Below are 15,830 nucleotides of genomic sequence, written 5' to 3'. Positions count from 1 at the left end.
AACAGAGGGGATTGAACATATGGCAGATACAACAGTAGAAAAACTGGCCGGCGAAATAGGAAAAACTGCTGACAGATTAGTCGAGCAGCTTTCTGATGCTGGAATCAAAAAAAGTAAATCAGATACAGTTTCTGAATCTGAGAAGCAGCAGCTGCTGAACTTTTTAAAGAAACAACATGGTGGCGACGCTACTCCAACTAAGATGACGCTGCAGCGTAAATCTGTTTCTACCTTAAGTGTAGGCTCTGGCCGTGACACTAAAGATGTCACAGTTGAAGTACGTAAGAAGCGTACTTTTGTTAAGCGTGACCCAGCAGCTGAAGAAGCGGCTAAAGCTGAGCAAGAGACCAAAGCAGTAGCCGATGCAGAGTTGAAAGCAAAAGCCGATGCAGATGCTAAGTCTGCAGCCGATGTACTAGCTCAAGAGAAATCAAAAGTGGCCGAAGAAGCGAAAGAAAAAGCGAAAGCCGCAGCGGCTGAAAAAGCTAAGCCTGTAGCACTAACCGCAGAAGAAACAGCTGCCAAAGCTGAGTCTGACAAGCTGCAATCTGCTCAAGAGCAGGCGGCTAAATCTAAGGCTGACGAAGAAGCGAAAGCAGCAGCAGAAACTGCGCGTAAGCTTGCCGAAGAGAACTCTTCGCGTTGGGCCGAAGAAGAGAAGCAGCGTAAAGAGTCTGAGAAGACTGGTGATCACCATGTCACTACTTCAACAGAAGCTCGTGCAGCTGAAGATACAGCAGATGCTAACGCCGAGAAGCGCGATCGTCGTCCTCGTAAAGCACCGACTCCAGCTCCTGCTACTACAGGTAAAGGCAAGCGTCGCGGTGGCAGAGACAACCGTAATTCACGTAACTCTCGTGGCGGCCGTAACTCTCGTAATACTCGTAGCATAGCGCCTGAGTCTATGGACCATGCGTTCACTAAGCCTGTTGTCGTAGTTAAAGCAGATGTCAGCATAGGCGAGACGGTTTCAGTTTCTGAGCTAGCTCAGAAGATGGCTATTAAGGCTACTGAGATCATCAAGGCTATGATGAAGATGGGCTCCATGGTTACTATCAACCAGGTGCTTGATCAGGAAACAGCTCAGCTTGTGGCTGAAGAGATGGGTCACAAGGTAACACTGACTCGTGAGAACGAGCTTGAGCACCAGGTGCTAGCGGATCGTGATGGCAACATCGAAGCCGTAACTCGTGCTCCAGTTGTGACTATCATGGGTCACGTCGACCATGGTAAGACATCGCTGCTTGATTATATTCGTAAGGCAAAAGTTGCCTCAGGCGAAGCCGGTGGTATTACTCAGCATATCGGTGCATACCATGTCGAAACAGGCAATGGCATGATCACCTTCTTAGATACTCCAGGTCACGCGGCGTTTACGTCTATGCGTGCTCGTGGTGCTAAGGCAACCGATATCGTTATCTTGGTTGTTGCAGCCGATGATGGCGTTATGCCACAGACTATCGAAGCGATTCAACATGCTAAGGCCGGTAAAGTGCCTCTGATTGTTGCAGTCAACAAGATGGATAAGCCTGATGCGGATGCAGAGCGTGTTAAGAGTGAGCTTTCTCAACACGGCATCATGTCTGAAGATTGGGGCGGTAACAACATGTTTGTTAGCGTTTCGGCTAAGACAGGTCAAGGCATCGATGAACTGTTAGAAGGCATTCTTCTTGAAGCTGAAGTTCTCGAGCTTAAAGCTATCAAAGAAGGCATGGCGGCTGGTGTTGTCATCGAATCTAAGCTAGATAAGGGTCGTGGACCAGTTGCTACCGTTCTAGTACAGGAAGGTACACTTAAGCAAGGCGATATCGTTCTGTGTGGTCTTGAGTACGGTAAAGTCCGTGCCATGCGCGACGAGAACGGCCAGGCTATCAAGGAAGCGGGTCCGTCGTTCCCTGTTGAGATTCTTGGTCTCTCAGGTGTTCCAGCTGCCGGTGATGAAGCTACTGTAGTTCGTGATGAGCGTAAGGCTCGAGAAGTTGCTCTGTATCGTCAAGGCAAGTTCCGCGATGTTAAGCTAGCACGTCAGCAGAAGTCTAAGCTTGAGAACATGTTTGCTAACATGACTGAAGGCGTAGTTGAGGAACTTAATATCGTGCTTAAGGCCGATGTACAAGGTTCACTCGAGGCTATCGCTGACTCGCTCAACAAGCTGTCTACCGATGAAGTTAAGGTTAATATTATCGCACGTGGTGTCGGTGGTTTAACTGAAACTGATGCGTCATTGGCCTCAGCTTCGAACGCTATCATGATCGGTTTCAACATTCGTGCCGATGCACAAGCGCGTAAGGTTATCGACAGCGAAAGCGTCGATCTTCGTTACTACAGCGTTATCTATAACTTGATAGATGAAGTCAGAGACGCGATGAGTGGCCTGCTAGCTCCTGAGTTCAAGCAAGTGATTCTCGGTCTTGCTGAAGTTCGTGATGTGTTTAAGTCTCCTAAGATTGGCGCAATTGCCGGTTGTATGGTTACTGAAGGTACCATCAAGAAGAGCGCTCCAATCCGCGTATTACGTGAAAACATCGTTATCTACGAAGGTGAGCTAGAATCACTGCGTCGTTTCAAAGATGATGTAGCTGATGTACGTAACGGTATGGAATGTGGTATCGGTGTGAAGAACTATAATGACGTCAGAGTAGGCGATCAGATAGAGGTCTTCGAAACCATTGAGATTGCTCGCTCCTTAGAAGCGTAAAGCGTAATAGGGCGGCGAAAGCCGCCCTTTTTGTTTATAGCAGAATAAAATATTAAGGCCAATTATCATGGCAAAAGAATTTAGTCGTACACGCCGTATCGGGCAACAATTACAACAAGAGTTAGCGCAAGTATTGCATCGCGATATCAAAGATCCTCGCGTAGGCATGGTAACTGTCAATGATGTGGAAGTATCTCGCGATCTGAGCTACGCCAAGGTTTTTGTCACCTTCTTCGAAGAAGATGAGAAGATAGTGGCTGTGAAGCTTGAAGCCCTAAGTAGCGCAGCTGGCTACATACGTTCTTTGGTAGCAGGGCGTATGAAATTGCGAGTCATGCCTGAACTTAGATTCATCTATGATGCGTCATTGGTTGAAGGTATGCGTATGTCCAACCTAGTTACGCGTGTCATTCATAACGACGAAGCTAAGCAGAAACAAGCCAACCGTGATGAACAAGGTGAAGATAAAGATCAGCAGGGTGAGGACTAATGGGTCGTCGTCAGCGTGGTCGCTTCATTGATGGGATCCTTCTCTTAGATAAAGAGACCGGAATGAGCTCTAACTTTGCTCTGCAAAGGGTAAAGCGGCTTTTCGATGCCAATAAAGCGGGTCATACTGGCGCCTTAGATCCATTAGCCACAGGTATGTTACCTATATGCCTGGGTGAAGCTACCAAATTTTCCCAGCATCTTCTCGATGCAGATAAGCGATATCTGGTCACGGCTAAACTAGGCGTACGCACAGATACTAGTGATTCAGATGGTGAAGTGGTGCAGACTCGTCCTCTGGATTTCACCCAAGAATTACTGATGGAGTCTCTGGATTATTTTCGTGGTGAGACGATGCAGGTGCCTTCCATGTTCTCGGCGCTCAAGCATAAGGGCCAGCCCCTTTATAAGTATGCCCGTGAAGGCATAGAAGTGCCCAGAGAAGCCAGACCCATCACTGTATTTGAACTGAATTTTATCTCTTTAGAAGGCGATGAACTGACCTTAGACATACATTGTTCAAAGGGAACCTATATTCGTACCATCACAGATGATCTTGGTGAGATGTTGGGCTGTGGCGCTCATGTGATAATGCTTAGGCGTACTCAAGTTGCAGACTACCCTTATGATCGCATCGTAAGCTTGACTGAGCTCAATGAGATGGTTGAAAAAGCTGAGGCCGAAGGCGCTGATGCTAAAGCTATGCTGGATGAGCTATTGTTGCCTATGGATTCGGCGGTCAGTAAGTTTCAAGAAATCAACTTAGCCGACACTGTCGCACCTTATCTAATGAATGGTAACCCAGTTCAAAATCCAGGTGGCTGTCAGTTAGCCGATGGAGAGCTGGTGCGGATCACTATAGGTGAAGAGCATAAGTTCGTCGGTATTGGTTCAATCAATGATGATGGTCTGCTGGCACCTAAGCGACTCATCGTACTTAGAGAGCCCTTAGAAACAGTCTAGCTAGGCTGTCTAGAAAAAGCGGGAGTAAGTCATAGTACCCGCTCTTAAAGTAAGCTCCTATCTTAGATCTAATCTATTAGCGGTTATCTAAACTTTATTTGTTGCGTTTGTCGCAGTAAATGGGTAAAATTCCGCGCTCACTTTAGCTGAGTTAGTGATCGGCTAAAGATTTATTAATGCATTATTTGGAGAGACACAATGTCACTAAATGCTGAACAAACTGCAAAAATCCTAGCTGACTTCGGTCGTTGTGAAAACGATACAGGTTCTTCTGAAGTTCAAGTTGCTCTTTTGACTGCTCAGATTAACCATCTACAAGGCCATTTCAAGCAGCACATCCACGATCATCACTCTCGTCGTGGTCTACTACGTATGGTTAGCACACGTCGTAAACTTCTTGCATACCTAAAGCGTACTGAAAATGTTCGTTACCAGGAACTAATCAAGAAGCTAGGTCTACGTCGTTAATTTTAACGATTAAACCTGGATAAGGAGGCTTAGGCCTCCTTTTTTATTGCCTGTAGAAAAGCAGTTTTAAGGTATAAGAAAAGGCCGAGAAAGCTTTAAGATAGCTTCGATTTGAAAGGTGGATTGAGAACTCTGTGATATAGAGTTCAACATGATAATTTTGATTTACTCTTAGCTCATCTCGTTCTAAATTCACTTACCGCTTACCGCTTACCGCTTACCGCTCGAACAAGCTCCGTCGTGAAAACCATACCTAGAATCAAATCTGACTGATACTTGCCGTATGTGGTTTGATGTATTTTTCCTCAAAATCATGCTGAGATAGAGGTTTACTGAAGAAGAAACCTTGTCCCATCTGACAATGATTGGCTTTGAGCCAATCCAGCTGCTCCTGGTTTTCAATTCCTTCCGCGACAATATTGAGTTTAAGTTGTTTACCTAACATTAAGATGGTTGAGGCTATAGCACTCTCTTTGGGTAGATCAGTGACAAAACAGCGATCGATCTTCATGGTGGTAATAGGAAGGTGGCGTAGATAGGATAATGAAGAGTAGCCAGTACCGAAATCGTCAACTGCGATACCGAACCCTGCCGATTTCAACTGCTCTAACTTAGTAATGGCTTTTTCTACATCATTCATCAAGGAAGTTTCGGTGATCTCTATCTCTAATAGTTCAGGTCTTATCTGATATCTAAGAGATAGCTGTTTTATATCTGGAATCAGACTTGGATCTTCAAATTGTTGTGAAGCAACATTGACCGCAATAGGCAGTGCAAAATTATATTTATTCTGCCACTCCTTAATAGTCTTACATGCCTGTTCTATGACCCAGCGTCCTATTGGTATGATTATCCCGGTTTCTTCGGCAACAGGTATAAAGGACATGGGGCTGATCAGGCGACCATCTTTCTGCCAACGAATGAGCGCCTCACATGCAACGACTTTACCTGTCTGGATATCGAGTTTAGGTTGGTAATGTAGCACAAACTCATTGTTCTTTAGTGCATCGTGCAGGGAGGCTTCTGTACGTAATCTGACCGCTGCACGTTCTGTCATTTGTTGTTTGAAGAAGGCCCATTGATTCGAGCCTGCCGCCTTTGCGCTATACATGGCGATATCCGAATGGCGGATCAGATCTTCGGCACTCTTACCGTCATCGGGATAGATAGATATACCCACTGACGCCGCAGGGTGAATGGTGTGCTCGTTGAGTTGCATAGGGGAGTTCAATTGAAATAACAGATGCTCGACAAAATCTGCAGCCTGATCTGGGCTAGATATCTCATCGGCTAATATTACAAATTCGTCTCCGCCAAGACGCGCCACAGTCCCCTTGTCTGCGACGACGCGCTCGAGGACTTGAGCTATGCGTACAAGGAATTGATCGCCAAGTGCGTGTCCCAGAGAATCGTTGACGTTCTTAAAACGATCGAGATCGATAAACAACATGCAAAACTGAAGATTATGTACTCTAGCTCTCTGAATGCTAACCGCAACGGTTTCCAGTAGTAACGTGCGGTTAGGTAAACCTGTGAGGGGATCTCGAGTGGCCATTTTTCTGAGTTTACTCTGAGTCTGGCCGAACTGAATTAGAATCTGGTTAAATTTTGATGTAACTAGGCCTAGCTCGTCATCCATGTGGGCTTTGGAGACTGGTAGAAGGTTTTCACCGGGAGACTCAGGATCTATCTTGTCAATTGCCTCACTGATCTCGGCAATGGGCTTAGTTAAGAAACGATGAAAAACAATCGAAAGTACTAGAGTGATAAGCAGCGCTCGGATCAAGGTTGCGATTAAGCTGAATCTGAGTTGTAAAAAGAGCGAGTCGGTAAGTTCCTGGGTGTTATAGAAGATGGTCAGGGTGCCAATGAGCTGTGGGTCAGTGTCTTTGAAATTAAAGGGTCTATATTGGGGACGATAAAGGGGGCGCGAGATTTCTCTAAGACCGCTAAAAAGATTTTTACTTAATTGATCAAACATATTCGGCGAAGAGACAGCTGAGGCGACTGAGACGAACATGGAGCCGTCTTCAAGTTCGATGACAGCAGATCCAACATGAGCAACTTTTAATACACCCTCTAGTGTCTGTTTGGCTAAGTTATCATCTAAGGCCCAGACGGCATTCGATGCGGGCTGCTCTACCGAGTCTAACAACTCTTGCTGTGATGCTTTAAGTTCATCTCTGGTGGTGACACCGACTAAGGCTATTTCGACGATAAAAATGGCAATCGCAAAGAAAAGCGCCGAAAAAACGACGAGGCAAGTTTGTTTCCATGTAAGCGATTTAAAGCTGGCAGTCATTAACTCATCCATTAATCAGTGAACCGATATTAGAAACGGAACAATTTAGGCATTCCATAACAAAATAATCCTGATAATATTCACTTTAGAGAAAAGTTTCGGCTTTGTCATCAATCAGTGCCCTTTATCTCTTGAATAGAGATGAAGTATACTTACGCGCGTAATTAAGATAATTAAATTTAAGGAATGGTTCACGTGAATCCAATCGTAAAGAGTTTTGAGTATGGTCAGCACACAGTCACACTAGAGACTGGGGTTATTGCACGTCAAGCAGATGCTGCCGTTTTAGCAAGTATGGGCGATACTACAGTTTTAGTTACTGTGGTAGGAAAGAAATATGAAGAGCCGGGCCGCGACTTTTTCCCTCTTACAGTGAATTACCAGGAAAGAACATACGCTGCTGGTAAGATCCCTGGTGGTTTCTTCAAGCGTGAAGGTCGTCCATCAGAGAGTGAGACGCTGATTGCACGTCTTATCGATCGTCCTATTCGTCCTCTATTCCCAAATGGTTTCAAGAATGAAGTTCAGGTAATTATCACAGTCGTTTCTGTGGATCCTGAAATCAACCCTGATGTCATCTCTATGATAGGTACTTCTGCAGCCTTAGCAATCTCTGGCTTGCCATTCAATGGTCCACTAGGTGTTGCACGCGTTGGTTACATCAACGGCGAATATATACTTAACCCTGAAGTTAGTCAGTTAGTTGAGAGTGACCTAGACCTAATAGTTGCTGGTACTCAGGCTGCTGTATTGATGGTTGAGTCTGAAGCAGCTTCATTGCCAGAAGAAATTATGCTAGGCAGTGTTGCCTATGGTCATGAGCAACTACAAGTTGTTATCGACGCCGTTACTGAGCTAAAAGCCGAAGCGGGCAAGCCTGCATGGGATTGGTCTGCTCCAGTTGCTGATGCTGATTTGGTAGAGAAGATCCGTGTACTTGCCGAGGCTGATTTTGCCGCTGCATACCAGATCACTACTAAGCACGAGCGTCGTGATGCGGTTAACGCACTTAAAAGCGTAGCGATTGCAAAATTGGTAGAAGAGAATGCTGACATCGATCTAAGTGAAGTGGGCAAGTTGCTTGCTAGCTTAGAGAAGAAAGTTGTACGTGGTCGCATCATAGCTGGTCAGCCACGTATCGATGGTCGTGAGCCAGATATGGTTCGTGGTCTTAACGTGATGGCTGGTGTACTTCCACGTACACACGGTAGCGCGATATTTACCCGTGGTGAGACTCAAGCACTAGTGACTTGTACTCTAGGTACCGAGCGTGATGCACAGAAAGTTGACAGCATCATGGGCGAATACACTAATCGCTTTATGTTGCACTACAACTTCCCTCCTTACTGTGTAGGCGAGACAGGTTTTGTTGGCTCACCTAAGCGTCGTGAAATTGGTCACGGTAAGCTAGCTTGGCGTGGTATGAATGCAGTTATGCCTTCTGCAGAAGATTTCCCATACAGCATTCGCGTAGTATCTGAGATCACTGAATCAAACGGTTCAAGCTCTATGGCTTCAGTATGTGGTACTTCTCTTGCGTTAATGGATGCGGGTGTACCAATCAAGACTTCTGTTGCCGGTATCGCTATGGGTCTAGTTAAAGAGGGTGACGACTTCGTCGTTCTTTCTGACATTCTGGGTGATGAAGATCACTTAGGCGATATGGACTTCAAAGTTGCGGGTACTCGTGATGGTATCACTGCACTGCAGATGGATATCAAGATCGAAGGTATCACTAAAGAGATCATGCAGATTGCACTTCAGCAAGCTTATGGCGCTCGAGTTCATATCCTTAACGTAATGGACCAAGCTATTGGTACACATCGTGATGATATCTCAGCTCACGCACCACGTATTACCACCATCAAGATCAACCCTGAGAAGATCCGTGATGTAATTGGTAAAGGTGGCGCTACAATTCGTGCACTTACAGAAGAAACTGGTACTACTATCGAGCTAGATGATGACGGTACAGTTAAGATTGCATCTTCTAACGGCGAAGCGACTAAAGAAGCTATCCGTCGTATCGAAGAGATCACTGCTGAAGTTGAAGTCGGTACTATCTATAACGGTAAGGTTGTTCGTATCGTTGATTTCGGTGCTTTCGTTACTATCTTGCCTGGTAAAGATGGCTTAGTTCACATCTCTCAGATCGCTGAAGAGCGTGTAGCTAACGTTTCTGATTACCTACAGACTGGTCAAGAAGTCAAAGTTAAGGTGATGGAAGTTGACCGTCAGGGCCGTGTACGTCTTTCTATGAAAGAAGCACAGCCTAAGACTGAGTCAGCACCTGCTGCCGAGTAATCACTTTTTAGTGAATTAAAAAAGGAGACCTAAGGGTCTCCTTTTTTGTGCTCTGTGATTGGCTTTGGTGAATAATGTGTAGATATTTATCTATGCTTAACTTAAATTTTTGTAAACTTATGTCATTTACTAGCAATAAGCTGAATGAATTAAAAAATATATAAATCCCTGATAGCAGTAGCGATTGGGGATTGCTATTATTAGCTTCATAGTTGCACTCAAAGGGTTAAATGGATGAATCAAAAGATGCGGACTACCGCAATTGCTGTTTTGGCTGGTATGAGTATTTTTCTGACCGGATGTGTATCGACTCAACCTGGTGCTGAGCTAGCAAAGGTGATGGTTGAACCTGTCATGCCAGACTATAAGCTCGAGATTACCCTTGCCAAGTTAAATGAAATTCTATCTTCAGCCGATTTAACTCAAGAGCAAAGAGCCCGATTCCATTATGACCGCGGTGTCATCTATGACAGCGTAGGTTTACGAATTTTGAGCCGAATCGACTTTCATCAAGCATTGAAACTTCAGCCTAATCTTGCCGATGCCTATAACTTTATTGGCATCTATTATACCCAGGAAGGTGAGTTTGAGGGGGCATATGAAGCATTTGATGCCGTGCTCGAGCTTTCCCCTGAATATGATTATGCCTTCTTAAACAGAGGTATAGCCCTCTATTATGGTGGACGTAACGAATTAGCTATTGCCGATATGCAATCATTTTATTCGTTAGATCCTCAAGATGGCTACCGTGCCTTATGGTTATACTTGGCACAAAGTGCTCTGGATCCTCAGCAAGCCAAAGCTAATCTGGACATGAGCCGGGCGCAATTAGCTCCCGATACTTGGTCCAGTGTACTGGTGGATTATTATCTCGGGAAAAAGTCTAGGCAAGAGGTGTTTTCCGCGGCTAAGCTAGGGCTTTCTCATCGTAATGAATATGCAGAACGCTTATGTGAAGCTTACTTTTATCTTGCTAAGATAGACCAAGAGCAAGGTCAGTACAGTGATGCAGCAAATTATTTCAGGTTGGCGCTGGCGACAAATATCTATGATTTTGTCGAGCATAGATATGCGAGAATTGAGTTAGCCAAGCTCAATATGCTCATGCAACAAGAGCAAACAAGTCAATAATTAACCGCTGCCGTCTTGTTATTTAATGCTAATGCCATCCCTACGGATGGCATTTTTTATGCCTTTAGGTATAAAAATACAGGCTGTGGGATTAGGTTTTTTATTCGCTGCTTAGTCATCTAGCTAATTTGTACGCTTGGCGCTATAATTGCCGCCATTTTAGTACATCACCAATCTGCAGGTTACCATGTCAGGCAATACAGTTGAGGTCGGCAAACGTCGTACTTTCGCCATTATCTCTCACCCGGATGCGGGTAAAACCACCATTACCGAAAAAGTACTCTTGTTCGGTAATGCCTTACAGAAAGCCGGAACCGTAAAAGGCAAGAAGTCAGGCCAACATGCCAAGTCTGATTGGATGGAGATGGAGAAAGAGCGTGGGATCTCGATCACCACGTCTGTAATGCAGTTTCCCTATAAAGAAGCTTTGATCAATCTTCTCGATACACCGGGTCACGAAGACTTCTCCGAAGATACCTATCGTACTCTAACAGCCGTCGATTCCTGCTTAATGGTTATCGACTCGGCAAAAGGTGTAGAGCAAAGAACGATTAAGCTAATGGAAGTCACGCGCCTGCGTGATACGCCTATCGTGACCTTCATGAACAAGCTTGATCGTGATATACGCGATCCATTAGAGCTGATGGATGAGGTCGAAGATGTACTGAATATTGCCTGTGCTCCTATTACTTGGCCTATTGGTTCAGGTAAAGAGTTTAAAGGCGTTTACCATCTATTACGTGATGAAGTGATTCTATACCAGAGTGGTCAAGGTCATACCATCCAAGATTCTAGGGTCATCAAGGGACTGGATAATCCAGAGCTTGATGAAGCTATCGGCGCCTATGCCGATGAAGTGCGCGAAGAGTTAGAATTGGTTCTTGGCGCAGCCACCGAGTTTGATCTCGAGATGTTCCTCAAGGGAGAGCTGACACCGGTATTCTTTGGTACCGCTCTGGGTAACTTTGGTGTCGATCATATCCTCGATGGTATGGTCGAATGGGCTCCTACACCTCAGCCTCGTGAAACCGAGATGAGACCTGTATTGCCCCAAGAGGAGAAGTTCAGCGGCTTCGTGTTTAAGATCCAAGCAAACATGGACCCAAGACACAGAGACAGAGTCGCATTTATGCGGATCTGTTCGGGTAAGTATGAGCAGGGCATGAAGATGCACCATGTTCGTCTAGGCAAAGATGTAAACGTCAGTGATGCCCTGACCTTTATGGCTGGCGATCGTAATCGCGCGGTAGTGGCCTATCCAGGCGATATTATCGGCCTGCATAACCACGGCACCATGCGTATCGGCGATACATTTACCCAAGGTGAGAAGCTGCGTTTCACAGGTATACCTAACTTTGCTCCTGAGATGTTCCGTCGTATTCGTTTAAGAGATCCATTGAAACAGAAGCAACTACTTAAGGGCTTAGTCCAGCTTGCTGAAGAGGGCGCCGTACAGGTCTTTAGACCCATAGATTCTAACGATCTTATTGTTGGTGCTGTCGGTGTACTTCAGTTTGAAGTGGTCGTTGGTCGATTGAAGAGTGAATATAAGGTCGAAGCCATCTATGAAGCCATCCATGTAGCCACAGCTCGCTGGGTATACTGTGATGATGAGAAGAAGCTCGATGAGTTCAGACGTAAGTGCAGCCTTAACTTAGCGCTGGATGGTGGCAATAACCTGACCTATATCGCCCCGACTATGATTAACCTTAATCTGTCTATGGAGCGTTATCCGGATATTCATTTTGCCAAGACTCGTGAGAATTAATCTAAAATAGCATTCGGCAGCCTGTGCCCTGATATTTTTTATTAAGCCCCATTCGAAAGATTGGGGCTTTTTTATTGGATGGTTTATTCTTTCTATAAAGCTTATCTTGGCAAAACTTTGTAGCCCAGGTTTAAGCTAAGCCAAAAGCTATTTTTGATATGATCAAATTAAATTCATTAAATGAGCGGATAATGCCGACGATGCGATTACTTGATAGCCATGCTCATCTGGACGATGCTTTGTTCGATAGCGACCGGGACGAACTCTTCGAGTCTATGTCTCTGGCAGGCATAGAAACGGCTATTATCCCTGGAGTTAACCCCGAGGGCTGGGCTAAGCAACTGCAAGTCGCAAAGCAATATTCCTGTCCCTATGGCTTAGGCATTCACCCTTGGTTTTGTGAAGATGAACCACAAAGAGCCTTGGAGCAATTAAGTGAACAAGTTAACGCTTGTATCCATGACCCTTATTTGGTCGCCATAGGTGAGTGCGGTCTGGATAAGATACGTAAGGATAATTGGCAGGGACAAATTATTGCCCTAGAGGCTCAATTATCTATGGCTCGGCAACTAGATCTGCCGGTCATCTTGCATGTCGTTAAGGCACACAGTGAGATGCTCGCTATCTTGAAGCGTTATTCCCTCCCCAGAGGCGGGGTGATCCATGGCTTTTATGGCAGCTATGAAATCGCCAACGAGTACATAAAACTTGGTTATAAGTTGGGAATAGGTGGCTTAATTTTAAATGCCAGTGCCAAAAAACTCAAAACCTGTGTCGCTCAACTTCCACTCGATAGTATGTTAATAGAGACAGATTCTCCTGCTATGACACCCCAAAATTCAGCAGATTCACGCAATACGCCCCTTATTTTGCAGTCAATAATCGCAGAAATTGCAAATTTACATAAAAAATCCAGTGTTCTCATTACAGAACATACGTTTCGAAATTCGATGCAACTCTTTGACCTTAAATTAATTTTAATTTAAACAGATGTGAGTCGCATCATAAAATGTGACTAAGATGCTGAAATTAAACTTCAAAAACTTGATCGAAACGACGCTTTTGAACCCTTGCTCGGGTATAATCGACCGCGAAAAAGGTTGGTTAACAACATAATTAAAAAGTATTAACAATAGGGTGATGGTTAATGGATATTTTAATGAGTCTAGTAGGGGTGGTCACCTTACTTGCAATAGCTTTCTTATTATCGAATGGTAAGAAGTCAATAAACTACCGTACCGTTTTTGGTGCGTTAGCAATTCAAGCTGCTTTTGGTGGCTTTGTTCTTTACGTTCCAATTGGTCAAGAAGTACTAGGTGGCGTATCAATGGGCGTAGCCAATGTCATCGGCTACTCTCAAGCAGGTATCGACTTCCTATTTGGTGGTCTTGGTACTGACGCTATGTTCGCAAACGGTGTAGGCTTCGTCTTCGCTGTGCGTGTTCTACCTGTCATTATCTTCTTCTCTTCTTTAATTGCTGTCCTTTACTACCTAGGCATCATGCAACTTGTTATCAAGTTCATCGGTGGTGCATTGCAAAAAGCACTCGGTACAAGCCGTACCGAATCTATGGCAGCTACAGCAAACATCTTTGTTGGTCAAACTGAAGCTCCTCTAGTTGTTCGTCCGTTTATCGCGACTATGACTAACTCAGAGCTTTTTGCCATCATGGTTGGTGGTCTGGCTTCTATCGCTGGTGCGGTACTTGCTGGCTACGCAGGCATGGGCGTTAAGATTGAGTATTTGGTTGCAGCGTCATTTATGGCGGCTCCTGGTGGTCTTATGATGGCCAAGCTTATGCACCCAGAGACTGAAGAAACTAACAACGAAATGGATGACTTGCCTGATGAAGCAGACAAGCCAGCTAACGTTATCGACGCAGCAGCAGCTGGTGCAGCATCTGGTATGCACTTAGCACTTAACGTTGGTGCTATGCTACTAGCCTTCGTAGGTCTTATCGCCATGCTTAACGGCATGATCGGTGGTCTAGGTGGTCTTGTTGGTATCGAGAACTTAACTATGGAACTTATCCTAGGTTATATCTTCATGCCTCTAGCATTCCTTATCGGTGTGCCTTGGAACGAAGCGCTAGTCGCTGGTTCGTTCATCGGTCAGAAGATCATCGTCAACGAATTCGTTGCTTACCTAAACTTCGCTCCTTACCTTAAAGATATTGCCGATGGTGGTATGGTTGTTGCTGAAACCGGTCTTGCTATGACTGATAGAACTAAAGCTATCATCTCATTCGCACTATGTGGATTTGCTAACCTATCTTCAATCGCTATTCTTCTCGGTGGTCTAGGCGCCATGGCTCCAAGCCGTCGTCATGACTTAGCTAAGCTAGGTGTACGTGCCGTTATCGCAGCATCGCTTGCGAACCTAATGAGCGCGACACTAGCGGGTCTATTCTTAGCACTATAATCTTAAGCAGCTCAATTGAGCTGCCTTGTTTAAGTCTAAGGTAAATCCTGTGGGGCAACCCACAATTGGGCTCTGTTCATGGGGGCAGGGTCCAAGTTAGCTCAACCATTTTTCACAGCAATACAACTAAATACATTTTTTCTCATCTTTACGGGAAGACCTGTATTCGAACAAACACAGCTAAAAATCAGTTTCTTTACAATAGCTGTTATTAAATAGCATGAAGAATCGGAAGTTTGTTCATTTGTTAGAATTTTGTGTTCGCATTTTCACACGAATTATATTGTGATTTACGATAAATTGGGTAGAATGCGGCGCCATAAGAAAAGAACGCTGACTCGAAAAGAGCGGCATACCATAAAATAAATGGGGTTGATGATGAAAAACGTTAAAACTTTAGCACTAGCTACAGCATTAGCAGCAACAGCTGCTATGTCTGCACCAACTTTCGCAGCAGACCGCGGCGAAGATATCCGTTCAGGCGATTACAGCTGGATGCAGTTCAACGCTATGTACGCTGTTAATGAACTTCCACGTTCTGATGCAGATGATGGCGGACACGATTACCTTGAAATGGAATTCGGCGGCCGCGCTGGCTTCGTAGACCTATACGGTTATGTTGATGTTTTCAACCTAGCGACAGGTGATTCAGGCGACAAGGCTACTGGTGCTGGTAAGAGCAAGATGTTCATGAAGTTTGCACCTCGTTTCTCTATCGATGCAATCACAGGTTGGGATCTTTCAGCTGGTCCAATCCAAGAAGTTTACTTCTCGACTCTTTTCAACTGGGGTGGCGGTATTATCGGTGAAGATGTAAACGCATCTTTCTGGGGTATAGGCGCCGACGTTATGGTTCCTTGGTTAGGTAAGACTGGCATGAACCTTTACGCTCATTACGATATGAATGGTAAAGAGTGGAACGGTTATCAGTTCTCTATGAACTGGTTCAAGCCTTTCTACAACTTCGACAACGGTTCTTTCGTTTCATTCCAGGGTTATGTCGATTACCAGTTTGGTGCAGATGATGACTATGGTAACGAGTTTGTACCTATGACTTCTAACGGTGGCGCAGCTTACTTTGGTGTTCACTGGCATTCAGACAACTATGCATTGGGTTATGGCCTGAAGGCATATCAAGATGTTTACTTGCTTGAAGACAATGGCGGAATCGTTGGTCTAGAGACTACTGGTTTTGCACATTACTTCACTGCTACTTACAAGTTCTAAGACTCAATTCTTAGACTCTTTCATTAGAGATATGTAAGCAGATAGAGCCGTGTAATGC

At 44.9% G+C, this 15,830-nt stretch carries 11 protein-coding genes; 10 read left to right on the top strand and 1 reads right to left on the bottom strand.

Annotated features, from left to right (window positions below; translation table 11 throughout):
* Positions 1-19 precede the first annotated feature (19 nt).
* The 4 genes from infB to rpsO all read left to right on the top strand — a co-directional run bounded on the left by infB (position 20) and on the right by rpsO (position 4,618).
* Positions 20-2,698 (top strand): translation initiation factor IF-2, encoded by a 2,679-nt coding sequence (infB, locus tag SVI_RS15500; RefSeq protein ID WP_013052555.1) that lies wholly within the window; start codon positions 20-22, stop codon positions 2,696-2,698.
* A gap of 67 nt (positions 2,699-2,765) precedes the next feature.
* Positions 2,766-3,188 (top strand): 30S ribosome-binding factor RbfA, encoded by a 423-nt coding sequence (gene rbfA / locus SVI_RS15495; RefSeq protein WP_013052554.1) that lies wholly within the window; start codon positions 2,766-2,768, stop codon positions 3,186-3,188.
* Positions 3,188-4,150, top strand: coding sequence for a tRNA pseudouridine(55) synthase TruB (truB, locus tag SVI_RS15490; protein ID WP_013052553.1), 963 nt, complete (start codon positions 3,188-3,190; stop codon positions 4,148-4,150). The genes rbfA and truB overlap by 1 nt, the downstream gene beginning before the upstream one ends.
* Positions 4,151-4,348: 198 nt before the next feature.
* Positions 4,349-4,618 carry a 30S ribosomal protein S15 gene (gene rpsO, locus SVI_RS15485; protein ID WP_005503004.1) on the top strand — a complete coding sequence of 90 codons (270 nt, stop codon included), beginning with the start codon at positions 4,349-4,351 and terminating at the stop codon, positions 4,616-4,618.
* A 259-nt stretch (positions 4,619-4,877) separates the two neighbouring features.
* On the opposite strand, the gene SVI_RS15480 is transcribed toward rpsO, so the two are convergent.
* Entirely contained in the window at positions 4,878-6,920 is a 2,043-nt protein-coding gene (locus tag SVI_RS15480) for a putative bifunctional diguanylate cyclase/phosphodiesterase (RefSeq protein WP_041420014.1), read from the bottom strand.
* Positions 6,921-7,115: 195 nt separating this feature from the next.
* On the opposite strand from SVI_RS15480, the gene pnp reads away from it, so the two are divergent.
* From pnp to SVI_RS15450, 6 genes are all read left to right on the top strand, one after another.
* A complete protein-coding gene (gene pnp, locus SVI_RS15475; RefSeq protein ID WP_041420013.1) occupies positions 7,116-9,224 on the top strand; it encodes a polyribonucleotide nucleotidyltransferase in 2,109 nt (702 codons plus the stop codon).
* A 234-nt stretch (positions 9,225-9,458) separates the two neighbouring features.
* The gene (nlpI, locus tag SVI_RS15470) at positions 9,459-10,355 is read left to right on the top strand and encodes a lipoprotein NlpI (protein WP_013052550.1); all 897 of its coding nucleotides are present in this window, start codon (positions 9,459-9,461) and stop codon (positions 10,353-10,355) included.
* Positions 10,356-10,542: 187 nt separating this feature from the next.
* Positions 10,543-12,123, top strand: coding sequence for a peptide chain release factor 3 (prfC, locus tag SVI_RS15465; RefSeq protein ID WP_013052549.1), 1,581 nt, complete (start codon positions 10,543-10,545; stop codon positions 12,121-12,123).
* A gap of 191 nt (positions 12,124-12,314) precedes the next feature.
* A complete protein-coding gene (locus SVI_RS15460) occupies positions 12,315-13,109 on the top strand; it encodes a TatD family hydrolase (RefSeq protein WP_231847735.1) in 795 nt (264 codons plus the stop codon).
* 161 nt (positions 13,110-13,270) lie between these two features.
* On the top strand, positions 13,271-14,545 hold the full coding sequence (locus tag SVI_RS15455; RefSeq protein ID WP_013052547.1) for a NupC/NupG family nucleoside CNT transporter: 1,275 nt from the start codon (positions 13,271-13,273) through the stop codon (positions 14,543-14,545).
* Positions 14,546-14,923: 378 nt separating this feature from the next.
* On the top strand, positions 14,924-15,772 hold the full coding sequence (locus tag SVI_RS15450; protein ID WP_041420012.1) for a nucleoside-specific channel-forming Tsx family protein: 849 nt from the start codon (positions 14,924-14,926) through the stop codon (positions 15,770-15,772).
* Positions 15,773-15,830 lie beyond the last annotated feature (58 nt).

Source organism: Shewanella violacea DSS12 (assembly GCF_000091325.1).
Taxonomy (GTDB): domain Bacteria; phylum Pseudomonadota; class Gammaproteobacteria; order Enterobacterales; family Shewanellaceae; genus Shewanella; species Shewanella violacea.
Note: the sequence above shows the minus strand (reverse complement) of the source record. Positions and strands in the feature narration are given on the sequence as shown.